The 23285-nt window shown below is 51.6% G+C and carries 23 protein-coding genes and 1 tRNA gene; 19 read left to right on the top strand and 5 right to left on the bottom strand.

The window, feature by feature from the left end; all coding sequences use genetic code 11:
- From QME66_00425 to QME66_00335, 19 genes are all read left to right on the top strand, one after another.
- On the top strand, positions 1 to 384 hold the full coding sequence (locus QME66_00425; GenBank protein ID MDI6807435.1) for a (2Fe-2S) ferredoxin domain-containing protein: 384 nt from the start codon (positions 1 to 3) through the stop codon (positions 382 to 384).
- A 28-nt stretch (positions 385 to 412) separates the two neighbouring features.
- Positions 413 to 2266: an NADH-ubiquinone oxidoreductase-F iron-sulfur binding region domain-containing protein gene (locus tag QME66_00420; protein MDI6807434.1), complete on the top strand. Its 1854-nt coding sequence runs from the start codon at positions 413 to 415 to the stop codon at positions 2264 to 2266.
- Entirely contained in the window at positions 2256 to 2648 is a 393-nt protein-coding gene (locus QME66_00415) for a hypothetical protein (protein MDI6807433.1), read from the top strand. Before QME66_00420 ends, QME66_00415 begins: the two co-directional genes overlap by 11 nt.
- Complete coding sequence (locus QME66_00410) at positions 2645 to 3565, top strand: CBS domain-containing protein (protein MDI6807432.1); 921 nt, start codon at positions 2645 to 2647, stop codon at positions 3563 to 3565. The genes QME66_00415 and QME66_00410 overlap by 4 nt, the downstream gene beginning before the upstream one ends.
- A complete protein-coding gene (locus QME66_00405) occupies positions 3562 to 3897 on the top strand; it encodes a DRTGG domain-containing protein (GenBank protein ID MDI6807431.1) in 336 nt (111 codons plus the stop codon). The genes QME66_00410 and QME66_00405 overlap by 4 nt, the downstream gene beginning before the upstream one ends.
- Before the next feature lies 1 nt (position 3898).
- The gene (locus QME66_00400; protein ID MDI6807430.1) at positions 3899 to 4621 is read left to right on the top strand and encodes a PHP domain-containing protein; all 723 of its coding nucleotides are present in this window, start codon (positions 3899 to 3901) and stop codon (positions 4619 to 4621) included.
- A 2-nt stretch (positions 4622 to 4623) separates the two neighbouring features.
- Positions 4624 to 5058 carry an ATP-binding protein gene (locus tag QME66_00395; protein MDI6807429.1) on the top strand — a complete coding sequence of 145 codons (435 nt, stop codon included), beginning with the start codon at positions 4624 to 4626 and terminating at the stop codon, positions 5056 to 5058.
- Positions 5055 to 8318: an FAD-dependent oxidoreductase gene (locus tag QME66_00390; GenBank protein MDI6807428.1), complete on the top strand. Its 3264-nt coding sequence runs from the start codon at positions 5055 to 5057 to the stop codon at positions 8316 to 8318. The genes QME66_00395 and QME66_00390 overlap by 4 nt, the downstream gene beginning before the upstream one ends.
- 11 nt (positions 8319 to 8329) lie before the next feature.
- Positions 8330 to 8746 (top strand): hydrogenase iron-sulfur subunit, encoded by a 417-nt coding sequence (locus tag QME66_00385; GenBank protein ID MDI6807427.1) that lies wholly within the window; start codon positions 8330 to 8332, stop codon positions 8744 to 8746.
- Between the two features lie 12 nt (positions 8747 to 8758).
- Positions 8759 to 8962: a hypothetical protein gene (locus tag QME66_00380; protein MDI6807426.1), complete on the top strand. Its 204-nt coding sequence runs from the start codon at positions 8759 to 8761 to the stop codon at positions 8960 to 8962.
- A 21-nt stretch (positions 8963 to 8983) separates the two neighbouring features.
- Entirely contained in the window at positions 8984 to 9910 is a 927-nt protein-coding gene (locus QME66_00375) for a methyl viologen-reducing hydrogenase (protein MDI6807425.1), read from the top strand.
- Positions 9911 to 9924: 14 nt separating this feature from the next.
- A complete protein-coding gene (locus tag QME66_00370) occupies positions 9925 to 11370 on the top strand; it encodes a Ni/Fe hydrogenase subunit alpha (protein ID MDI6807424.1) in 1446 nt (481 codons plus the stop codon).
- Between the two features lie 27 nt (positions 11371 to 11397).
- Complete coding sequence (locus QME66_00365; protein MDI6807423.1) at positions 11398 to 11898, top strand: hydrogenase maturation protease; 501 nt, start codon at positions 11398 to 11400, stop codon at positions 11896 to 11898.
- Complete coding sequence (locus QME66_00360) at positions 11891 to 12139, top strand: hydrogenase/urease maturation nickel metallochaperone HypA (protein MDI6807422.1); 249 nt, start codon at positions 11891 to 11893, stop codon at positions 12137 to 12139. Before QME66_00365 ends, QME66_00360 begins: the two co-directional genes overlap by 8 nt.
- Before the next feature lie 17 nt (positions 12140 to 12156).
- Entirely contained in the window at positions 12157 to 14379 is a 2223-nt protein-coding gene (gene hypF, locus QME66_00355) for a carbamoyltransferase HypF (protein ID MDI6807421.1), read from the top strand.
- Positions 14379 to 14603: a HypC/HybG/HupF family hydrogenase formation chaperone gene (locus QME66_00350; GenBank protein ID MDI6807420.1), complete on the top strand. Its 225-nt coding sequence runs from the start codon at positions 14379 to 14381 to the stop codon at positions 14601 to 14603. Before hypF ends, QME66_00350 begins: the two co-directional genes overlap by 1 nt.
- Positions 14604 to 15710, top strand: coding sequence for a hydrogenase formation protein HypD (hypD, locus tag QME66_00345; GenBank protein MDI6807419.1), 1107 nt, complete (start codon positions 14604 to 14606; stop codon positions 15708 to 15710).
- Complete coding sequence (hypE, locus tag QME66_00340) at positions 15698 to 16678, top strand: hydrogenase expression/formation protein HypE (protein MDI6807418.1); 981 nt, start codon at positions 15698 to 15700, stop codon at positions 16676 to 16678. The genes hypD and hypE overlap by 13 nt, the downstream gene beginning before the upstream one ends.
- A 316-nt stretch (positions 16679 to 16994) precedes the next feature.
- Positions 16995 to 19460, top strand: a complete 2466-nt coding sequence (locus tag QME66_00335; protein MDI6807417.1) for a SpoIIE family protein phosphatase — start codon at positions 16995 to 16997, stop codon at positions 19458 to 19460.
- Positions 19461 to 19886: 426 nt separating this feature from the next.
- On the opposite strand, the gene QME66_00330 is transcribed toward QME66_00335, so the two are convergent.
- The 5 genes from QME66_00330 to QME66_00310 all read right to left on the bottom strand — a co-directional run bounded on the left by QME66_00330 (position 19887) and on the right by QME66_00310 (position 23017).
- Positions 19887 to 21185, bottom strand: coding sequence for a hypothetical protein (locus tag QME66_00330; GenBank protein ID MDI6807416.1), 1299 nt, complete (start codon positions 21183 to 21185; stop codon positions 19887 to 19889).
- Between the two features lie 281 nt (positions 21186 to 21466).
- On the bottom strand, positions 21467 to 21697 hold the full coding sequence (locus tag QME66_00325; protein MDI6807415.1) for an Lrp/AsnC ligand binding domain-containing protein: 231 nt from the start codon (positions 21695 to 21697) through the stop codon (positions 21467 to 21469).
- Between the two features lie 165 nt (positions 21698 to 21862).
- Positions 21863 to 21948 (bottom strand) — tRNA-Leu (locus tag QME66_00320).
- 94 nt (positions 21949 to 22042) lie between these two features.
- Complete coding sequence (gene secG / locus QME66_00315; protein MDI6807414.1) at positions 22043 to 22540, bottom strand: preprotein translocase subunit SecG; 498 nt, start codon at positions 22538 to 22540, stop codon at positions 22043 to 22045.
- A gap of 312 nt (positions 22541 to 22852) precedes the next feature.
- Positions 22853 to 23017, bottom strand: a complete 165-nt coding sequence (locus QME66_00310) for a hypothetical protein (GenBank protein ID MDI6807413.1) — start codon at positions 23015 to 23017, stop codon at positions 22853 to 22855.
- Positions 23018 to 23285 lie beyond the last annotated feature (268 nt).

The following is a 23285-nucleotide window of genomic DNA, read 5'->3' as shown; positions in this document are numbered from 1 at the left end:
ATGACCAAACTCACGATTGACGAATTAAGGAAAAAAAGAGAAGAGGCAAAGAAGAGCATTTACCTCAGAGACGGGGAGTTCAGGGGACGGATAGTAGTTCATATGGGAACTTGTGGGATCGCTGCCGGTGCGAGAGAGATTGTCTCAACATTTCTAAGTGAACTGGAAAAGGGCGGGGTGAAAGACATAATGGTCACGACGTCGGGCTGCGCAGGACTTTGCTCAAGGGAACCGATGGCTACTGTTGAATTGGTGAATACCCCCCCTGTTAAGTATGGAGACCTCACCCCTGATAAGACAGCAAGAATATTCAAAGAACATGTTTTGGGCGGGAACATAGTAACAGAATATGCCATTGGTATAGGCTCGGAAAAGGGAGGTTGAGCCGGTGGCTGCGAGAAGAATAGAGTTGATGTTATGTACCGGAACCGGCTGCGTAGCTGGCGGCGCCTTTGGAATAAGGGAATGTCTTGAAAGAGAGATTGCAAAACAGGGGCTCCAGAACGAGGTCTCCGTTGTGATAACAGGATGCAATGGTTTTTGTGGTCAAGGCCCCCTTTTGGTGGTTGAACCAGACGGGATCTTCTATGGCTTTCTAAGACCTGAGGATATACCGTTTCTTGTTCAGGAACACTTTCTCAAGGGAAGACCGGTAAGGAGACTAATGTTTGTTCCACCAGAGAAAAAAGAGCCGACCCCTCTGGTCCAGGATATCCCATTCTTTAAGAAACAGTTGCTTATTGTTTTGAGAAACAAGGGAATAATTGACCCGGAAAAGATTGATGATTACATAGCAAGGGATGGTTATGCGGCGCTGGAAAAGGCTCTGAGGACGATGGAGCCGCAGAGGGTCATAGAGGAGGTCATAGAGTCGGGGCTGAGGGGCAGGGGGGGCGCTGGATTTCCCTCGGGCATAAAATGGAGGGTCTGTAGAGGAGAGAAGAAAACTCCCAAGTATATAATTGGCAATTGCGATGAGGGGGACCCTGGGGCCTACATGGACAGAAGCTTGTTTGAGTCAGACCCGCACTCTGCCATAGAGGGTATGACAATTGCTGCATATGCCATAGGTGCTTCCCATGGTTATTTCTATGTTAGAACGGAATACCCGTTGGCCATAAGACGTATGCAGATTGCCATTTCTCAGGCAAGGGATTATGGTTTGCTTGGTGAGGACATACTTGGCTCGAGCTTTGATTTTGACATCGAGATAAGAGAGGGATCTGGCGCGTTTGTCTGTGGAGAGGAGACCTCTCTTATTCATTCAATTGAAGGTGAAAGCCCGGAGCCAAGACAGAGACCACCCTTTCCTGCTCAGGTTGGAGTCTGGGGATGCCCGACAGTTTTGAACAACGTTGAAACCCTGGCAAATGTCCCTGTTATTATCAATAGAGGCGCTGGTTGGTTCTCAAACATAGGGACTGAGACGAGCAAGGGGACAAAGATATTCTCTCTTGTCGGAAAGATAAACAATACAGGGCTGATTGAGGTTCCAATGGGAATCACCCTTCGTGAGATAATTTATGAAATCGGAGGGGGCATTCCGGGTGACAAGAAATTCAAGGCTGTTCAGACAGGCGGACCTTCAGGTGGATGCATTCCATATGATCTGATAGACCTGCCTATTGACTATGAAAGCCTGACAGAGGCGGGGTCTATGATGGGGTCTGGGGGCATGATAGTATTGGATGAAGACACTTGTGTGGTGGACGTGGCAAAGTACTTCGTCCAATTTACAAACGATGAATCCTGCGGAAAATGCATCACTTGCAGAGATGGTAGCGAAGCATTACTTGAAGTCTTGACGAGAATATCAGATGGGGAGGGTCAAGAAGGAGATGTTGACTTCTTGGAAGAGTTCGGAATAGCAATCAAGGATGGCTCAATGTGCGGTCTTGGAACAACCCTTCCAAATCCCGTTCTTTCTACAATTAAATATTTCAGGGAAGAATATGAAGCTCATATCAAGGAGAAACGGTGTCCTGCCCTGGTGTGTAAGAACCTAGTGAAATACTACATTGTCCCGGAAAAGTGCGTTGGTTGCCTGAAATGCCTGAAGGAATGTCCCACTCAAGCCATCATAGGGGCATCAAAGCAGATACACATAATAGAGCAGCCAAAATGCACTAAATGCGGGACGTGCCTGGACGTTTGCCCGGTGAAGGTCTCGGCCGTTATCAAGGTCTCCGGAGAGGAGGCAAGAAATCTCAAGACACTCGAAAAGCCGGTGCCTGTAAAGGATTTCAGGAGGGCTCATGAAGCTTAAAGAGATATTGGCGATCCTGGATGCCAAGCCATTGGTATGTCCGGATGAGAATCTGGACATAAGAATGGGATGCGGATGTGACTTGATGAGTGATGTGCTGGCTTTCATAAAACCCCAGACACTGCTCCTCACGGGACTGACGACCGCTCAAGCGATCTACACGGCGGAAATGACGGATATAGAAGCGATATGCTTTGTCAGAGGCAAGGTGCCCAGCGGCGACGTGATCAATCTGGCGAAGACCAAGGAGATAGCGCTCCTTACGACGCAGCTGCCAATGTTTGAGAGCTGCGGGAGACTGTTCAGGGCCGGGATCATTGGGTGCTCTGAGGCTGACAGAGTGAGTGGAAAAGATCGCAAGGTCTCAAAAACCAGAAAATGAAAGAAGATGATAAGAGACCATCGAAGATACAGGAACTTGCCTATGAACTTAAGGTGGCGCAGGCGATGACAACGAACATGCACACGATCGGACCGGAAGATACTCTGAATGACCTGAGGATCAAGCTGAGAGACCTGAGAATCTCCGGAATGCCTGTCTGCAAAAACGGGAAACTGGTAGGAATCATAAGCATCGAGGATTTGGTGAATTGCATCATGAAGGGAGAGCTTGACAGCAAGATCGGAGACAAGATGACGAAAGATGTGGAGGTCCTCTACGCCGACGAGCCGCTCACCCATGCCATCCGCAGGTTTGAGACTAGTGGGTTCGGACGTTTTCCGGTATTGGACCGCGATACTAGAGAACTGGCGGGAATCATGACGAAGGGTGACATTGTTGACTGTCTCCTCCGGAAACTTGAGGTTGACTACCACCAGGAAGAAGTTCACAGATACAGAGCAAGTCACATATTTGAGGACATGATATCTGAATACTCCACCCTGGAGTTGAGATACCCGGTGGAGGGCGGAAACTTCAAGAAAGCCGGAGAACAGAGCAGTAAACTGAAAACGGATTTGTTGAGATTGGGCGTCCCTCCGGATATCACAAGAAGAATCGTGATTGCTTGCTACGAGGCTGAAATGAATATGGTCATCTTTACGCAAGGCGGCGAGCTTAAAGCCAGAGTGGAATCCAACAGAGTGACTGTCACTGCGATTGATAAGGGCCCGGGAATCGCCGACATTGAACTTGCCATGCGGCCCGGCTATTCGACGGCGCCTGACTGGGTCAGGGAGCTCGGTTTCGGCGCAGGGATGGGGCTTCCCAACATAAAGAATTGTTCCGACGAAATGAAGCTGGAATCTAGTGTGGACGAGGGAACAAGGCTGGAGTTCGTGGTTCACGACCAACGATGAAGCTAAAGGACATAGCCAAAGCCCTGGATTTGAAGATTAAGGCAGGGGAGAATCTTCTGGACAGGGAAGTAACGGGCGGGTATGCAAGCGATTTGCTGAGCGACGTTCTTGCAAACGCCAAAAAGGGAAACATATGGGTGACCCTCCAGACCCATCTTAATATTGTTGCCGTGGCCAGCGCAACGGACCTTTGCGGAATAATAATCGTCAACAACAGAATCCCTGAAGAAGAAACGCTGAAGAAGGCAGAAGAGGAACGGATACCGATTCTGGTCAGCTCTTCAGCCACGTTCAAGGTGGCAGCCAGGCTGTATGAATTGGGGCTGAGGTAGCGTGAGGGAATTCCGGGCGGATTTGCACATACATTCGTGTCTTTCGCCGTGTGCCGAGCTTGAGATGTCGCCGCGGAGCATAGTTCAGGAGGCGAGAAGGAAGGGGCTTGATATCATTGGGATATGTGATCACAACTCAGCCGAAAACGTCCCTGCAGTGAGAAGATCCGCAGAGAAGGAAGGAATAAAGGTCATAGGGGGAATTGAGGTTACATCAAGGGAGGAAGTGCACATTCTCGCTTTGTTCGAGAGAGAAGAATGGCTCTTCTCTTTGCAGGAAATAATTTACGAGAACCTGCGCGGGACAAACAACGAAAAGCTCTACGGAGAACAGGTGGTCGTCAACGAGGAAGATGAGGTTGTCGGGTTTAATAAGAAGCTTCTGATCGGAGCAACAGAGATTCCGGTCGAAAAGGTGGTTGACCTTACGCACAAGTTGAACGGACTGGCAATAGCCTCTCATGTTGACAGAGAGGGCTTCAGCATAGTAGGCCAACTCGGTTTCATACCGGATGGTTTGGCCCTGGATGCCCTGGAGATAACCGATCCATCAGGAAAAGACAGGATTCCTGGAAACCATGGTCTTCCATTCATTACGTCTTCGGACGCACACACGCTTGACGAGATCGGCGGCAGATACACCTGCTTTTTTATGAAAAATGCAAATACTGCAGAAATGAAGAAATGTTTCTTGGGGGAAGGCGGGAGAGAAGTCAGGATATAGGTGTGGAAGACCTGTCGCTGCATATTCTGGACATAGTGGAGAATTCCATCAGGGCCAACGCAAAGAACGTGGAGATAAAGCTCACTGAGTACAAGAAGGAAAACCTTCTCATCCTGGAGATAAATGATGACGGACAAGGAATGGACGATCAGACGAGGAAGCAGGCAATGTCACCTTTCTTCACGACAAAGGAGAGGAAAAAGACAGGACTCGGCCTGTCATTCCTTGCTCAATCTGCCGAGGAGTCGGGCGGGAAACTGAAGATCGACAGCGGCGTAGGAAAGGGCACAAAAGTGACGGCAACGTTCGGGCTGAATCACATAGACAGAAAGCCGCTGGGAAAGCTCGATGAAACAATGAAATGTCTGAGAGTTACCCATCCGGAGATTAATCTCTTCTTCAACTATGCCAAAGCTAACAACAGAGGCGGGAGATGATAGACCTTACAATAAACAATCAGAAGGTTGAGGTAGAAGAGGGGACATATCTCCTCGCAGCAATAGAGAAGCTGGGGATCAAAGTCCCGACCCTGTGCAATCACAAGGCACTGACTCCGTACGGTGCGTGCAGGCTCTGTGTCGTGGAGGTCCAGACCCCCGGGAGATCTCCGGGCCTTCAGGCGTCATGCGCATGTCTTGCCCAGGACGGGATGATCGTAGCCACAGACTCGGAAAGATCGAGGAGAGTAAGGAAAACAGTTGCCGAGCTTCTTCTTGCCAGGTGTCCGGACTCCGAAGTTATTAAGAAAATCGCTGCCGACCTCGGCGTACATGAACCGAGAATCAAGAAGAGATACGATGACTGCATCTATTGCGGGCTTTGCGTGCGGATGTGCCAGGAAAGGATGGGACGAAGTGTCATTTCATTCTCTGGAAGAGGGCCGAGGAAGAAACTGGAACCGGCATTCGGAAGGCATAACGAGTTCTGTTGGACGTGCGGCGCATGTGATTTCATATGTCCGGTCGGGAAAAAGGTAACTGATCTCACGACCGACCGTCCTCTGATACCTATCCTGAACGAGTACAATATGGGCCTGGACGGGAAGCCAGCCGTAAGCATCCTTTATCCCCAGGCAGTGCCCAATAAACCGTCCATCGACAAGAATTACTGTGTGCATCTCAGCCACGACGTGTGCGGAATATGTGAGGTGGTTTGCGAAGCAAAAGCAATAGACTATGACCAGAAGGAACGGAAGATCGAGCTCGATGTCGGTGCCATCATCCTTTCTCCCGGATACGAGGTGTTTGATGCGAAGATCAAGGAAGAATTGGGTTATGGACGTTTTCCCAATGTCATAACCGCTCTTGAGTTCGAAAGGATCCTCTCCCCGTCAGGACCGTTCGGGGGCCTGGTTCTAACGCCTCTTACGATGAAGCCGAAACGCATCGCATTCATCCAATGTGTTGGTTCCAGAGACCATGACAGGGACTACTGTTCCTCCGTGTGCTGCATGTATGCCACAAAGGAGGCAATAATTGCGAAGGAGCACGCCGGGGCAGACTTGCAGTGTGACATATTCTTCATGGACCTCCGCGCATTCAGCAAGGGATTTGAGCAGTATTATGAATCGGCAAAAAAGCATGGCGTGAACTACATAAGATGCCGCATCCCTTCCATAGAAGAAGTCCCGAAAACCAGAAACCTCATAGTCAATTACCTCGACGAGAACGACAGGAAGGTCTCGCGCGAATACGATCTGGTCGTGCTCTCTGTCGGTATCCAGCCACCAAAAGATGTGAAGAAGCTCGCAGAGGATTTCGGAATTGAGCTGAACGAGTTCAATTTCGCCAAGACCGCTGCTTTCAAGCCGGTGGAGTCCACGCGGGATGGAGTATATGTGGCGGGCCCGTTCACAGAACCCAAAGACATACCCGAATCCGTGATGCAGGCCGACGGTGCCGTCTCAAAAACCCTCGCACTCCTGAGTGATGCAAAGGGGAGCCTGATCGTCGAAAGGGAATTCCCGCCGGAGATAGATGTGATAGGACAGGAACCCCGGATCGGTGTGTTCATATGCCACTGCGGCACGAACATTGCCGGCGTCGTAGCTGTGCCGGATGTTTTGGAATATGCAAAGTCACTTCCTAACGTCGTTTATGCAGACGATAACTTGTATACGTGTTCGAATGACACTCAGGAGAGGATAAAAGAGAAGATAAAAGAACATAGTCTAAACCGTCTGGTTGTTGCTTCGTGCACCCCGAGAACTCACGAGCTTCTCTTCAGAAACACGATAAGGGAGGCTGGACTCAATCCGTATCTCTTTGAAATGGCAAACATAAGAGACCAGTGCTCCTGGGTTCACATGGCTGAAGGCGAAAAGGCGACAATAAAGTCAAAAGACCTGGTGAGAATAGCTGTCGCAAAGGCGAGACTACTGGAGCCGCTCCCTGCCAGGACTCTACCCATAAAGAAGTCAGCCCTCGTCATAGGCGGCGGCCTCTCCGGAATGATGTCTGCGCTGGAGATGGCAGATCAGGGCTTCGACGTGCACCTGGTGGAGAAGGAGAAGGAGATCGGCGGGAATCTGCGTAATATTCATTACCTGTTCGACGGAGAAAAACCGCAGAATGAATTGAAATCAATCATCGAAAGGGTAAGACAGAACAAGAGAATCAACTTGTTCACTGATGCGAGAATAGTGAACATCGAAGGCTCGATTGGAAAGTTCAAGACAAAGATTGCGACAAACGGAGATGAGAAGGAGTTTGAACATGGCATAACTATCGTCGCAACCGGCGCAAAGGAGTACACGCCGAAGGAGTACCTCTACGGGGAAGACAACAGGGTAATGACGCAGTCCGAGCTCGAACAGCGTTTGGCGCTCAAGGGAGAACTCTCAATCGACGGCAAGAAGCCGGACACAGTGGTAATGATCCAATGCGTTGGCTCCAGGGACAGGGAAAGACCCTATTGCTCAAGAATATGCTGTTCACTGGCAGTGAAGAATGCTCTGAAAATAAAGGAACTGTCGCCCGAGACGAACGTGTACTTTCTGTACAGGGATATCCGCACATATGGATTCAAGGAGAAATACTACACCAAAGCACGGCAGAAGGGCGTAGTCTTCATGAGATATGGCGATGACGCCGGCGAGAAACCAACCGTCTCGAAGAACGGCGGCCCATTAGCGGTGAGGGTCAATGAGCAGACGTTGAAGATGCCAATTGAAATCCCTGCAAACCTGGTGGTTTTGTCGGCCGGAATAGTCCCAAGCGACGACAACAAGACTATCGCCCAGTTCCTGAAAGTCCCGTTGAATCAAGACGGGTTCTTTTTGGAAGCGCACATGAAGCTGCGTCCGGTTGACTTTGCAACCGATGGGGTGTTTGTTTGCGGGCTGGCACACTCGTCAAAGTCAATAGAGGAAAGCATAATCCAGGCGCAGGCGAGCTCCGCCAGAGCAAGCACCATACTGTCGAAAGACAGCATTGAGTTGGAGGCAAACGTATCGAGCGTGATCGATGAGAACTGTGACGGATGCGCGTACTGCATTGAACCGTGCCCGTACCAGGTGATCACTCTGATTGAGTACATGTGGCAGGGTTCGATCAAGAAGACAGTTGACGTGAATGAGAGCCTATGCAAGGGCTGTGGCTGCTGTATGGCAACTTGTCCGAAGAGAGGCGTATTGGTCAGAGGATTCACCACGGATCAGATCGACGCACAGGTCGAAGCAGCACTACAAACAATATAGCGAGTGATACGATGACTGATGAACAGTTTGAGCCGTTGATAATTTCTTTTTGCTGCAATTGGTGCTCCTATGCGGGTGCTGACCTCGCCGGAGTGTCAAGAATACAGTATCCTCCGAATGTCAGAATAATCCGCGTGATGTGTTCCGGCATGGTGCATCCGAATTTCGTTATCAACGCGTTGACAAAGGGCGCAGACGGCGTCATCATGTGCGGATGTCATCCGGGTGATTGTCACTACCAGGACGGGAACCTGAAAGCAGAAAAGAGGGCGGCTGGAATCTCTCTCATGCTGGAGGACCTGGGAATAGAACCGGAGAGATACAAGCTCGAGTGGGTATCTGCAGCCGAAGGCGGAAGATTCGCCCAGGTCATGACCGATTTCACCGAACAGATCAGGAAACTGGGCCCAAGCCCGTACAGGAGTTAAGGAGGGTACTTAGTGCTCGTGTCGAAGGTGATTGATGGGAAGAAATTCATGTGGGATGGCGTGGAGTATAAGGGTGAGGGCGAAGCAAAAGAAGCCATGACTAAGTATGAATCAGATGGTTTTGAAACCAGAATCATAAAAGAAGAAGACAAGTTCCAGTTGTTTACCCATAGGATAGTGACAGACGTAAAGGTAGAGGGTGCGCCCCCGGTCTAACATTTCACCAGGAGGTGTTGTATGGCCGTAAGAGTGGCAGAAGAATGGTTTGCAATATGTGGCGGTTGTGAGGTCACGATTCTTGATATCGGTGAAGCCTTGCTTGACCTCCTCCCAAAACTCCAGTTTGTCCACATGCCTGTTCTGATGGACCACAAGCTCTACGGTCAGACGGGCGAAAAGAAGAAGATGGAAATCCCTGAGGCAGACGTAGGAATACTGGCCGGCTCGATAAGGAACGAAGAAAACAGGGAACTTGCAAAGGAAATGAGAGCAAAGTGCAAAACCCTCATTGCTCTGGGGAGCTGTGCCTGCTTTGGAGGAATCCCGGCGCTCGCAAACCAGCAGAAGCTCGAAGACCTCTACGAAAAGGTTTACAGAGGATCAAAGACAACCGAGCCTTCACCCACTCCCCAGGCCGGCATCCCCCCGCTTACGGACAAGGTGTACGGTGTGGATGAGGTTGTGAAGGTAGATCTGTACATTCCCGGGTGTCCAACCGCGCCGGAGATCGTTGCAGATGCTCTCACGTCACTGCTCGAGGGAAAGCCTTTCTCACTCCCCGAGAGGAGCGTATGCGACGACTGCCCTACCAAGAGGGAGAAGAAGGCGGACATCTCCCTGAAGAGGCCCCTTGAATCAATTATCCCGCTTGGGCAAAAACTTGAAGAGTCAAGGTGCTTCATGGAGATCGGTTTCCTCTGTCTCGGACCTGTGACAAAGTCCGGATGTGGAGGGCATGAAAAGACCCCGAGATGCGTAAAAGGACTAATGCCCTGCAGGGGATGCTTCGGACCGATCAGAAAAGGTGCAAATCCAATGGTCGAGATGATGGGCGCAATAACAAGTATCGGCCTTGACGCAAAGGTAATACTAGATAGACCAGCAACCTTCCAGAGATACATTGGTGCCCAGGGCAGATTAAGACCACTGCCGGCGAAGCCATAGGAAAGGATCCAAAAATGGGTGAAACAATAGTAATTCAACCAGTCACAAGAATCGAAGGCCACGCAAAGATCACAATTCAGCTGGACGACGGCGGAAACGTCCAGGATTCCTGGGTGAATGTCATTGAGCTCAGGGGCTTTGAGAGATTCTGTATCGGAAAGCCGGTAGAGGAACTGCCAAGGATTGTTACGAGTATCTGCGGCGTATGTCCGTGGTCACATCACCTTGCTAGTGCAAAGGCGTGTGATGCTGTTTTTGGCGTGGACATACCCCCTGCGGCGAAGAAACTGAGAGAGCTCTGCAATTCTGTCGCATACACGGAGGAGCACATACTCCACTTCTATTTCCTGGGCGGCGCTGACTTCGTGATGGGGCCGGATGCGGACTACTCGGTCAGAAACGTGATAGGAATAGCGGGCAAACTGCCGGATGTCGCAAAGAAAGTCGTCAGGTGCAGGTGGCTCGGCGCGCAAATGCTGGACATAATCTCCGGGAAATCGATTCATCCTGTGACCGCCGTGCCTGGAGGTGTTAGCAAGCCCGTGACCAAGGATGAGGTCGAGAAGCTGAAACCCATGGCACAGGAGATCCTCGAGCTCGCAAAATTCAGCATCGACTACGCAAAGAAGAACATATTCACGCCGTTCCTGGACGCGGTCAAAACGCTTGGAGTGATAGAAACGGGGTTCCTGGGAACCGTCAAGCAGGATGGGGCTTTCGACGTATATGACGGCATGCTGAGAATGATGACACCGGACGGGAAGTATGAGGACTTTCCGTATGACAAGTACACCGACTACATAGCGGAGCATGTGGAGCCCTGGACCTACCTTAAGTTCCCATACATGAAGAAGGTCGGGAAGTTCTCGATGGACCTCGCCAATCCATCCGGAATATACAGAACAAATACACTCGCCAGAATGAACGTTTGCGACTACATTCCCACGCCACTTGCGCAGAAAGAATTCGAAGAGTTCAGAAAGAATTTCGGACGGCCGGCTCAGCTCACGCTTCTGTATCACTGGGCTCGCCTCATCGAGCTCCTCTACAACGCGGAGAACGTTGTGCGGCTCCTGAATGATCCTGATATCACCAGTACTGATATCAGAATCCCTGTCAAACCGAGGGCGGCCAGAGGAATCGGCTGCACCGAGGCGCCAAGAGGGACTCTGATACATGACTATGAGACCGATGAGAACGGGATCGTCACGAATGTCAACCTGATCGTCGGAACAACCCACAACAACGCCCCCATAAACATGTCAGTGAAACAGGCGGCGAAGGCGTTGATAAAAGACGGGAAGTATGATCAGGGAATACTTAACAAGGTGGAGATGACGATCCGGGCATACGACCCGTGTCTATCCTGTGCGACGCACGACATAGACGGGACGCTCCCGGTAAAAATAGACATAGTCGACGGAGACAGAAATCTGATAGATACACTCAGGAATTTCTAGATCCCCTGTTCGGCCTGGCAGGCCCGATTGGAAAACACCATACCAGACTACTACAGAAAACCGGTCCTGGTCCTCGGATGCGGCAACATACTCTTTGGGGATGACGGTTTCGGTCCAAAGGTCATAGAACACCTGGAGAACAATTATTTGCTGCCCGAACACGTTGCGGTCGTGGACGCGGGAACGGGTGCAAGGAATATATTGTTCAATATTGCGGTTGGAGAGAGATGGACCAAGAAGATCATCATAGTCGATGCAATGGATGCGGGAAGGAAACGGGGAGAAATATTCGAGCTGGATGTCTCCGATATCCCACTAAAGAAGATCGATGACTTCTCCATGCACCAGGTGCCCACTTCTAACTTGCTCAGAGAGCTCAAGGAGTTATGTTCGATAGAAGTGAAGATAATCTCGGTCCAGATAGAGAATATCCCCGATACGGTTGCGCCGGGCGTATCGGAGACTCTCCTTCGCACCATTCCTGCCGTATGTGAGAAGATTCTCGAGGAGTGCAAGCAGTATGCATGAGTGGAAAATCGCTGAGGCGGTTCTCGAAGAAATAATCGCACAGTCTGAGAAACACAAGATCAAGAAGATCAAGAAAGTCACTCTTTCTATTGGAGAAGATGCTGACCACACCGGTGAGCAGATAGAATTTTGTCTTAAGGCACTGGCCAAGGACAAGGCCCTCGAAAGTCTGCCGATAACGATGACAAGGAGACAAGGAAAGGGAGGAATAACAGTTGAATCAATAGAAGGAGAAAAATAACCCCGACCAGGGCTGCGGTGGAACTTGATATCTACATTCATGGAACTGTGCAGGGCGTTGGATTTAGACCGTTTGTGTACAGACTCGCAAATGAACTCCGGCTGAATGGCTTCACACGAAACACCGCAAGAGGCGTAGAGATACATGTAGAGGGAGATAAGTCAGAGTTATTCGTCGAGAGGCTCAAGGCCGAGGCTCCGCCGAACGCAAAGATTGACCGCATAGATGTACTTCCCTCCGCGACGAGTGGCTGCAAGGGATTTACCATCTTCCCGACATCAGAAGGCGAGGCAACAGTATTTGCGCCGCCCGATCTTTTTACCTGCAGCGATTGCCTGCGGGAGTTGCTCGACCCCTCTGACAGAAGATACAGATATCCCTTCATAAACTGCACAAATTGCGGCCCCCGTTACACGATAATAGAGTCCCTCCCCTACGACAGAATGAAGACAACAATGGACGCGTTTCCGATGTGCCCTGATTGCAGGAATGAATATGAGGACCCTCTCAACCGGAGATTCCACGCTGAACCCAATGCGTGCGCAAAATGCGGCCCCCGGCTGTCTTTCTTTGAAAACGGAAAAACGGAAGGCGAAATAGAGGAGGCAATCAGAGTAATAAGGCAGGGCAAAGTCGTCGCCATGAAAGGGCTCGGAGGTTTTCATCTGGTGTGCGATCCCCATAACGCAGAGGCCGTCCGGAGGCTGAGGACGCTGAAGGAAAGGGAGAGAAAACCATTCGCACTGATGGCAAGAGACATAGATACTGCGAGAGAAATAGCATTCCTGGATGAAGATGAAGAAAGGACACTCCTCTCCCCTTCAAGGCCGATCGTCCTCCTCAGGAAGAAGGTCGAAATAGATGGAATATCCCCGAACATAAACAGTTACGGGATAATGCTTCCATACACCCCTCTGCATGCACTTGTCACCGAAAATTCCCCGCTTCTGGTGGCAACCAGCGCGAACGTCCGCAATAGCCCGATACTCAAGGACGAGGCGGAAGGAATTCATGAACTCTCTGATGCCCTTCTTACCCACAACAGGGATATCGCAATGAGATGCGATGACAGTGTTCTCGAAGTAGTTGACGGCAAAAGTGTGTTCTTGAGAAGGGCCAGAGGATTCGTGCCGGATCCCCTGGGAATAGGCCTGGATGATCAACATCCCGCGATACTTTCCCTCGGAGGCGAGCTGAAGAATACGATCACAATCCTCAAGGATGGCTATCTCGTGACAAGCCAGTATCTGGGGGACATGGGCGAGATCAGAAACAAGAGATATCTTGAGGAGGTACTGGAGCACTACAGGAACTTATACGCATTTAACCCGGAGTTCATAACCTGCGACCTCCACCCCAATTTCACGACCACAAGGATGGCAGAGAAATGGGGAAAACCGGTGGTGAAAGTCCAGCACCACATTGCTCACGTATACGCAGTTCTCGCCGAGCATTCGGTTGATCCGGGTGAGCCGTTCCTGGGGGTTGCTTTCGACGGCGTAGGTTTTGGCGAAGACGGAAACATCTGGGGAGGTGAGTTCTTCCTTGGGAGAAATGGGAGGACTGAAAGACTCCTCCACTTGAGATATGTCCCCCAGCAGGGCGGTGACCTCGCAACAAGAGAGCCATGGAGGATGGCGTTAAGCTACATTGTGGACGCTTTCGGCGAAGTGGAGATGGTTGGTCTTCTTAATGATGTGGACATGAGGATCCTCAAGGGATCAAGAAATGCCATGGAGAAGAAGATAAATTCGCCTCTAACGTCATCCATGGGAAGGTTATTCGATGCCGTGTCAGCCATGCTGAGCGTCTCGCCACTCAGGATTGACTACGAGGCAGAGGCGGCAATGAGATTGGAGAGCACTGCCTCTGAGGATGTTCGCGAGCACTATCCGTTCGACATAAGGGATGCCGAGGTCGATATGAGAAGAATGATAAGGGCGATCGCCGGAGATGCAGAGAACGGAGAAAGTGCACCGGTCATATCACGGAGGTTTCATAATACAATTGCACATGTGATACTTGCAGCGTCGGAGCTGGCGAGGGAGAGATACAAGATTGAAAGGGTCATACTCAGCGGCGGGGTCTTCCTCAATTCTCTCCTTCTCAGGGAAACCGTGACTCTTCTAAGAGACGCTGGCATCGACGTTTATGTTCCAGAGAGGTTTTCGCCGGGTGACGAGGCGCTGTCTCTCGGCCAGGCCTATTACGCCGCGTTCAAACTGAAAGGTGCCAACTGATGTGTCTTGCGATCCCTCTGAGATTGGTTGAAATCAAAGAAGAAATTGGAATCGTAGAGATGGGCGGCATCCGAAGACGGGTTAACCTGAGCTTTGTGGAGAATGCCAAGGTCGGGGACTATGTCATTGTGCATGCAGGATTCGCAATAACGATAATGGATGAGACAGAGGCAGAGAGCACAATCAAGATCATAGAAGAGTGCATAGGAGAAGAAGGACAGTAAGTGGACACGAACATTCTCAGAGAAGAAAAAAGTGTCCGGGCTCTCCTCAGAGAGGTTGAGCGGATTCTGGGGAGACTCAATAGAGAGATCAGAATCATGGAAGTCTGCGGGACACATACTATGACCGCCTACAGGAGCGGCCTTGGGACTGCTCTGAGGAAGAGGGGGCTGAAACTTATATCCGGTCCGGGATGTCCCGTATGCATTACCCCGGACGCAGTGGTCAGCGCCGCGGCGATGCACGTTGTGAAGACTCCAAATGTCATAATCGCGTCTTTCGGAGACATGTTAAGAGTCCCGACAAGCAATGGAAGTCTCCTTCATGCCATCCCCGCCGGGGGGTCGCTTGTGAAAGCGATATATTCGCCTCAGGAGGCCGTTGACATTGCCGCTGCCAATCCTCAGAAGCAGATTGTCTTCCTTGCCGTCGGCTTTGAAACAACGATTCCCTCGATCGCGTGGGTCGTCGATTACGCGGAGAGGAAGGGCATCAAGAACCTCCGTCTTCTCTCCTGTCTCCGGCTTGTCCCTCCACCGCTCGCCGCGATTCTTGAGGCAGGCGACACAAAGCTTGACGGTTTCATTTATCCGGGCCATGTGAGCGTCATAATAGGGTCAAAGCCATACGAGTTCATTCCGGAGAAGTTCGGAATGCCGGGTGCCATTACAGGCTTCGAACCAGCCGATCTTGTTCTGGGCATACTTTCCGTGTTGAAGCAGATAGACAGGGGTGAGGCAAGGGTTGACATAGCATACAAGAGGGCCGTGAGGCCTGAGGGCAATCCGGCTGCAAGAAGGCTCATGAAAGACAAATTGGAGATTGTGGATGCCGATTGGCGGGGTTTCGGCTCCATTCCGAAAAGCGGACTGAAACTGAGGAACAAGGAAATGGACGCGGGAGAGCACCTTTCGCTTGATTCTGTGACTTCCTGGGAGAACAAGGCCTGCCGTTGCGGAGACATAGTGAAAGGAAGACTCGAACCGGAAGAGTGCCCTCTCTTCAGGAGCACATGCAGCCCGGAAAAGCCAATGGGACCGTGCATGGTCTCGGTGGAAGGAACATGTCTCATTCACTACAAATACGGCGGTGTTGAATGGACAGAATAAGTCTGAGCCTCGGCTCAGGTGGAAAACTGATGAGGGATTTTCTGAACGACCTTATTCTCAAGTATCTTGATAATGACCGCCTGAACAAACTTTGGGATAGCGCGCACCTTGAGATAGATGGGAAGGTAGGATTCACCACCGATAGTTTCGTTGTGACTCCGCACTTCTTCCCTGGCGGCGACATCGGCAAGCTTGCGGTTGCAGGCACTGTGAATGACCTGGTCGTGTCGGGAATAAAGCCAAGGTTCCTGTCTCTGGCACTCATCCTGGAAGAGGGCTTTCCGATTAGTAGTCTGGAGATAATACTTGCATCAATCAAAAGAACGGCACTGGAGGCAGGCGTTGAGATTGTGACAGGCGATACCAAGGTAGTAAGAAAGGGCGAGGCAGACGGAATATACGTAAATACTGCCGGGATAGGCGAGGTTATCGCAAGGCCGGAGAGAATAGAAGAAGGCGACCTCATTGTGACTACCGGACCGCCGGGAGACCACTCTGTTTCGATAATGGTTGCAAGAGGGGAATTCGAGTTTGAGGGAAACGTTGAGAGCGACTGCCAGCCGATGAATTCCTTCCTCCCCTCGTGGAAAATGGGCGCCAAGTGGATGAGGGATATCACAAGGGGCGGGCTTGCGACGATTCTGTGCGAGCTTTCTGAAGGTGGTCTGCCCGTCCACGTTGAAGAAGCAAAGATCCAATTTTCACCGCCTGTCCGTGCAGTTGCAGAGATACTCGGAATCGATCCTTTGTATCTTGCGAGCGAGGGCAAGGCCGTGATTGTTGTGAGTGGGGCCGGGGTCAACGATGTTCTGCACTTTCTGAAATCAGTCCCGATTGGAAGAAACTCATGCATAATCGGCAAGATCGGCGGCATGGGGAAAAAAGGTGAAGTTGTTCTGAAAACTGTGTCCGGCGGGCTGAGACTCCTTGAACCCCTCACAGGCGAACTCCTTCCAAGAATCTGCTGATTTCTTCCCGCTATTCGGACGCCTACGTCTTGATGGAGAGATGGCGTTGGAGCGAACATGATGAGATTCCTGGGGTACCAGTCTCCACGGAAAGGGAGCGTCCCCTGGGGCGAATCTGCATGTCTGAGGCCGCAGGCCGAGTTTGCAGATTCGAGCGACCGGGTGGAGACGGGTCAGGAATCTACGTCAGGAGCGGAAACGCTCATCTCCCATTGTGCCGACCGGCACTCCCAGAGAAAGAATTGACTTCGCTTTTTCCTTTGTGCTAGCTTGACGGAGTCTGACACTGGTCAGAGTTTCCTATGGAGGGCTCTCGATGGAAAGAGTCAGTGGAGCCCGAAGGGTCGCAGTTCCTCTTCTAGTATTCCTGTCGCTTCTAATTTTCCTCAGGCTTTTCTACGGAATCCTCAACGCGCCCGATAGACCCTACTCCGGGTTGACACTCAAAGAGAATCTCATAGTGTCGGTCGCCGAAGACAGCCCGGGCGAAGTGGCGGGCCTCAGGAACGGCGACAGGATAGTTCAGATAAACGGGCAGCCGTTCGTCTGGACCCAGGGTGAGGATTGGCTGGCTTCCCTGACACCTGGAAATGCAATCGACCTGCTGATTGCGAGGGGCTCAGAGAAACTCACGTTGACGTTTCTCACCGAGCTTCCTCCTGCTTCCGAAATCGCGTGGTGGCTCTCTCTTGGCTTTTCCGGGATTGTGCTTCTTGTCTTTGGATTGTTTGTTCTTTACAGAAGAAGGGACAAGACCGGCCTGGTTTTCTTTCTCATCTGCTACGTCTTCGCATTCTTCACCAGACCTCCCCTTCCCGAAGCCATCCGCGTCATTTCCTCTTTCGAGAGAATCGCATACGATCTTGTGCAGGTTTCGCTCCCGGCTCTTCTTCTGCATTTCTTCCTGCTCTTTCCGGAGGAGAGTTCTCTCCTGAACAGATTGCCCGACAGGAAGGCAAGAGGTCTCCAGGGGGCCCTCTATCTCCCGTCACTTCTCATCTTCACAGCTTCACAGCTCTTCACGTCAAGGGAATCACAGGGCATTGTCCAGTCAATCGTGGCCGTGTACTTCGGCGTGTCTATCCTGGCTGCTCTCTCCCTTTTCGTCCGTTCCTATAAGGTAAGCCGTTTGCTTCAGAGAAAAAGGCTGAGAGTTGCAATCCTGGGAACGGTCGGAGCAATTCTTCCGGTCTCGCTTTTCACGCTCGTCCTGAATCTGTCTCCAGCGACCCACGTCCCGGCTGCACGATACTCCTATCTCTTTCTCCTTCTGCTGCCTGTTTCCTTCTCATATGCCATAGTCCGCTATCGTTTTCTGGACATTGAACTCATACTCAAGAAGGGAATTCTGTATTCGCTCCTCACTGCGTTCCTTGCGGCAGTATATGTGAGCATAGTTTGGGGCATGGGCGGACTCTTCAGATCGTGGACGGGGCAAAGAAGCCTCGTTCTCACCGTGTTTTCGACTCTCATCATAGCCGTCTTCTTCACACCGGTGAGGAACCGGCTTCAGTTTCTCATAGACAGGGTCTTTTTCAGGGACCGGTATGACTACAGGAAGATTCTGAAGGAATTGAGCCGCAGCCTCGCAGAACCATTGGGCCTCGAAAGCCTCGGGAACCTCCTTGTCTCCAGAGTTCCTTCATCCCTGAAATCTGAGTTTGCGGTTCTCCTTGTGAGAAAAGGGAAATGGTTCGTTGTGGACAAGGTGAGAGGAAACACGCGGCACATAGACAAGACCTTTTCTCTGACAGAAGCAAGCGTCGGCTCTCCCGGAGGCTCACACGAGCCGCTGATAATAGAAAAAATGAGCAAAGAACGGCTTTCCTCACTTTTCCCTGCCGAGGACATTCCCATCCTGAGAGCTTCGAGAGCTTCTCTCCTCGTTCCGATCTATGCGAGGGGTGAGCCGAACCTAATCCTGCTTCTCGGACCAAGACTATCGGGCGAGCCGTACAGTCTTGAAGATTTCGAGCTCCTCTCCACAGTTTCGGAGGAGGCATGCCTTTCTCTCGAAAACATCATGCATGCCGAAGAAAGAGCGGAGAAGGAGAAAATGGATGCGGAACTCCGCCTTGCGAGAGAGATCCAGATGAGCCTTGCCCCCAGGGAGGCGCCGCAGTCCGAGTCTCTCGAAATCTTTGGCACGACAATCCCGAGTGGGAAGATAGGCGGAGACTGTCTGGACTTCATACGATTTTCACCTTCCAGAATCGGGATCGGTGTCGGAGATGTGTCGGGAAAAGGCGTGCCCGCGGCCCTCCTCGCGGCCGGAGTTCAGGCCGCACTGCGCTCGGAAGCAGAAAGAGATCCCTCTCCTTCGTCAGTTCTCAGGAGTGTCAACAGGCGGCTCCTCCTTTTGGAAAGACCTGAGAGGTTCGCCGGTCTCGTTTATGCAGTATTTGACAGTGAAAGAAGTGAAATAGTCTATTCAAACGCCGGACTCAATGCTCCATTCCTGATAAGGGAAACTGGACAGGTCGAGAGGCTTGATGTCGGCGGAGTCATTCTCGGGATATCTCAGGAACCCACGTACCACGACGATAGAATGGCGATGCGACCGGGAGACCTGGTCGTATTCTTCACCGATGGGCTCGTTGAGCAGACCGCCGGCGCCGAAGAGTACGGTGAAGAGAGGTTGCTTGAAGTGATATTGAGAAACAAAAACCTGCCGGCCCAATACCTCGCCAAGGCAGTCCTTGAGAGCATAGGTCTTTTTTCAAAAGAAGCTCACGATGACGACATGAGCATAGTCGTTGCCCGCGCATTGCCTATAATCTAAGACCCACCCCGAAAAATCTCTAATACTTACCGCCGTTCATCCGAACTAATTATTAGGACCTCAGAGACCGCAGAAGTCCGAAGGTGACGAGGGGCACGGACGATCGAGACTCACTAAAGCCTCGACCATTCGCCTGATGGCGAAGGAGGAAGACTCGATGTTCGGAGAGGTTACATTGCTTCTCGCCTTGGCGAGTCTCTCTGCTATCGATCTTTTTTGGTGGCTGAGAAGATAGCTCTGGATTCGTCAAGACCGGAACCAAGGTTTTCAGAGAGGGAAAGCCGGGAGAGAACAGGGGAAGAATGAGGGGACGGTTTCTCTGGAATAGGGGGATGACGTTGCCTCAGTGCATCAGGATGCTTCTCCTGCCTTCTTGAAAAGGGCTCTTCCGCGCCGCGAGCGCGTTTGCCAGCAGCCGATTGCCTGCTAGAACTTGTAGCTCAACATTACGCGCGGCGAGATTCTCTTCTGGGTCTTGTATGTATTGGTTACCGGGTCGTACACGAAGTTCCATCTGTACTCGGTCACAAAGACCAAGAATGGATTGAGTCTGTATCCGACCTCAACCCTCATTATCGAATTTTCATTGAGCTTCCACGCATCACCGAAATCTTTGATTCCTGCCTTGTCATAGGTTCCTGTCAGAACAGCTTTGGGAACAAGACTGGGTGCATCCGCAACCACGTGTATGACTCCCAGAACATTGTCTCCATTGTAGTCCTGATAATTCCCGAGTACCGTTATCTTTCCGAGCACGGTAGCCGAGAGCTCGCCGAAGTAACCGCTGATTGGCTTCTTGAACAGCTCTATGGTGTCGGACTTTCTCATTCCGCTGCCGAATCTCTCTTTTTCATACAGCGTGCCGAAGTAACCAGGTATGAACTCTTTTCCAAGTTCCCTTCTCTCAAACTTCGCGGACAGGCCCAAGTTTCCTCCGACAATTCCCTTCAGTACTCCCATGATGCCGAAAGCCGCCCCTTGGCCATGATTTGTTATCTTGGCGAAGTCGCTGTAGAGCATGGTCTCAAAAAGCGGAGTGGAGAGGAACGGAAGCTCCAGGTCCGGTCCCCAGATGCTCACTTTGGAACCGCCGCTGTCGGCTGCCGCATCGTTCAGATCAGTAACATAGCTTGCCCCAACCGTGAGTTTCTTGATGATCGGGATTCCTATTCTCCCTTCAAGCGGTCTGTAGAACACCCTTGCGCCGACTACGTCAGATTCACTCAGGTTGCTCGTAATTGCCTCGAAGCCGCCTTTCTTCATATTGAGACCAAGCTCAAGTCCGACTTTTCTATCGTCGTAACTCAGCTCATTCGTGTAGTGATACATTATCAGTCCGTGAGCAACATACGAGTCGGTGAGGCCGCCGATCCTTCCGTAGATGAAATCCCTTTTCTGGCCGTATCGGACATACCTTATTGCCTTGATGTAGTCGGAACCCTTCTCCCACTTCTTTGTCCCGGGTCTGATCTGGCCGGTTTTTGGGTTGTATTGAAGATCGACTCTCAACCCCAAACCTATTTTTCCAAAAGAGAATTCCGGCACAAGGTACAGGCCATACCAGGCGTCTCCGTTGATCCACGTCGGACCAAAACCGCCCGCAAAGTTGTTTTGCTGCCCCCCCGCCTGGGCTCCCGCGGCATTGGTCTGTGCAAGCGAAAGCTGAGGCATAAGAAGCAGAACTAAAGTGAGCAGTGAGAAAAAGAAACCGGCTCTTTTTGGCATGCGCACCTCCCAGTAAGACAAAGGCTCAACTACCCGTCGTCAGACACCTGATCCGACATGGAAACCTGCAGGTCATAGCAGTCCGAATCCGGAAAGATTCAGGCTTGGAGCCGCAAGAAGCGGCCAACACCTTCCTGAATGGCAACGGCTGTCCAATGCTCACACATGCGACTCAGACTGTCAACAGGAAACGAGGCGGAACGTACGAATCCGCTCTCCGAAACTGAATCTCTTTGACCGGGGAAGCAGTGACCTCGGCGCCGGCAAGAGCGGCTGCAGGGTTACACAATGAGGGAAGTCATAGTAGTCTTCACCCCGGGGAGTAATTGGATCTTACCAGTGACTATTCGCTCGATTCCACTTAGATCATTCGCCTGAACGACAGCGATGATATCGAACGGTCCCATGACCGAGCATGCTGACTTTATCCCTTGAATCCTGGACATTCTGTTTAGCGTACTCTTGGTCTTCCCGGTCTGCACGCTAATATGCACGTAAGCGGACACTGTCACTTTGCTCACCTCCCTTCTCTACTTGTACCGCTCGCCCTGGCTCGAGACCAGATTCGGATGCTCGGAGATAGCTGGATCGGGTTCCGCAATTCCACTGAAGAGCCGGCGGGCAGATGAAGGCACGATTTGAAGGCCTTGCTCACCAGAAGGAAAAAGTGGGAAAACTGGTGCCGGGAGCGGGACTTGAACCCGCACGGGGGTACCCATACGCCCCTCAAACGTACGTGTCTACCAGATTCCACCATCCCGGCGCCGCAGGGTCGAAAGAGCTTCGTTTATGCGCCATTCCTCAGCCGGAGCGCCCCGGATTCTCTGGTGAATGGGCCGGAACGCAAACCCGGGAGATTACTTTCCTTCTGTCTCTTCTGCCTTCGTCTGGCTTGTCTTTGTCTCGCCGGAGGGAGGGACCTGAGTTTCACTGCCGGGCCTGGTTTGAGAGGGCTGCTGAGTCTGAGGAGTCTGACCCGGGGCAACAGCCTGGCCTGGAGGAGCAGTAGAAGTAGCCTGAGGAATCGTTCCGGTCGGAAGTTTGCTCCCAGGTCTGGAGACAGGCTGCTCGGTTCCAGCCCTTTCCCTGGCTCTCTGAAGGATACCCTTGCCTCCGGTCTTTGCGACCGTTCCGGTCAGGAGCGCAAGTGTCAGGGAAGTTACCATAAAGAGCCCGCCAAGCACACTTGTTGCTCTACTGAGCATGGTCCCTGCACCTCGTCCTCCAAAGATTGTCTGGGCACCGGTCCAGCCAAAAGTGCCGGCAAGGCCGCCACCCTTTCCAGACTGAAGAAGAACCGCGAGCATCAGGGCAGCACAGGTCAAGATGTGAATAAAGAGCAGAACTGCGTACATTCTATTCCTCCTTTGACCCTGAAAAGTTACCATAGAGAGCCGATGCAAGTCAAACACAAACCAATTCGCAGAAGCGAGGGGTTTCCGCGCCCGGGATCCCACGCCGGCTTAAGCCATGAAAGATCCAACCGGAGAGGCACGGGGCGCAGCGATATCTAGGAACCGGGGAAACATTGTGCCTGGAAAACACGTAAAGGGAGTAAGCTAACAGCAAACGCTACTCCCTTCTTCGTGCTTTTATGTCAAGATGGACGTGCGCATCAAAGGAGAACTTCTTGAAGTTCGTCCGTAACGCACCGTTTGTATGCGTCCTTACTGCCCGCCTGCGGTCGTATCTGGAGGAGCAGTCTCAGTAGGAGGCGCAGTCTCAGTAGTTGTAGTCGCAGCCTCCTCTTTCTTCTTGCCGCAACCCGCGACAATGATGACTGTGGTGGCTAGCATGACAACTACTAGAAGCAGGGCCAGAAATCTCTTCATACTTTGTTTCACCTCCTTCCACTTTCGCGTAAAATGGGGCGTCCTCGGAATTCTTTTTGCTTCTCCTAACTCAAGACATTTTGCCAAGTTATAATAAGACACCGTGCCCTTGGCAGGTCGTGTGGTCCACGGAGCGCCCAGAGCTCTTTTGTCAATCTGTGGCACTCTAGAACACGTGGCCAAAGAAGTCAAGAGGAATTTGCGTCTCCCCCTTCCCCGGGGTTAGTGTCGTGTCCCGGAAGTTCCTTGTCTATGTCTTTGCCCCGGG

This window comes from Candidatus Eisenbacteria bacterium, from assembly GCA_030017955.1.
Taxonomy (GTDB): Bacteria; Eisenbacteria; RBG-16-71-46; order JASEGR01; family JASEGR01; genus JASEGR01.
This window is presented reverse-complemented; position numbering and strand designations above follow the sequence as displayed.

Coding starts and splice junctions, on each gene's coding strand:
- QME66_00425 (MDI6807435.1), top strand. CDS start 1: ATGACCAAACTCACGATTGACGAATTAAGGAAAAAAAGAGAAGAGGCA.
- QME66_00420 (MDI6807434.1), top strand. CDS start 413: ATGTTATGTACCGGAACCGGCTGCGTAGCTGGCGGCGCCTTTGGAATA.
- QME66_00415 (MDI6807433.1), top strand. CDS start 2,256: ATGAAGCTTAAAGAGATATTGGCGATCCTGGATGCCAAGCCATTGGTA.
- QME66_00410 (MDI6807432.1), top strand. CDS start 2,645: ATGAAAGAAGATGATAAGAGACCATCGAAGATACAGGAACTTGCCTAT.
- QME66_00405 (MDI6807431.1), top strand. CDS start 3,562: ATGAAGCTAAAGGACATAGCCAAAGCCCTGGATTTGAAGATTAAGGCA.
- QME66_00390 (MDI6807428.1), top strand. CDS start 5,055: ATGATAGACCTTACAATAAACAATCAGAAGGTTGAGGTAGAAGAGGGG.
- QME66_00385 (MDI6807427.1), top strand. CDS start 8,330: ATGACTGATGAACAGTTTGAGCCGTTGATAATTTCTTTTTGCTGCAAT.
- QME66_00375 (MDI6807425.1), top strand. CDS start 8,984: ATGGCCGTAAGAGTGGCAGAAGAATGGTTTGCAATATGTGGCGGTTGT.
- QME66_00370 (MDI6807424.1), top strand. CDS start 9,925: ATGGGTGAAACAATAGTAATTCAACCAGTCACAAGAATCGAAGGCCAC.
- QME66_00360 (MDI6807422.1), top strand. CDS start 11,891: ATGCATGAGTGGAAAATCGCTGAGGCGGTTCTCGAAGAAATAATCGCA.
- QME66_00350 (MDI6807420.1), top strand. CDS start 14,379: ATGTGTCTTGCGATCCCTCTGAGATTGGTTGAAATCAAAGAAGAAATT.
- hypE (MDI6807418.1), top strand. CDS start 15,698: ATGGACAGAATAAGTCTGAGCCTCGGCTCAGGTGGAAAACTGATGAGG.
- QME66_00335 (MDI6807417.1), top strand. CDS start 16,995: ATGGAAAGAGTCAGTGGAGCCCGAAGGGTCGCAGTTCCTCTTCTAGTA.
- QME66_00330 (MDI6807416.1), bottom strand. CDS start 21,185: ATGCCAAAAAGAGCCGGTTTCTTTTTCTCACTGCTCACTTTAGTTCTG.
- secG (MDI6807414.1), bottom strand. CDS start 22,540: ATGTACGCAGTTCTGCTCTTTATTCACATCTTGACCTGTGCTGCCCTG.
- QME66_00310 (MDI6807413.1), bottom strand. CDS start 23,017: ATGAAGAGATTTCTGGCCCTGCTTCTAGTAGTTGTCATGCTAGCCACC.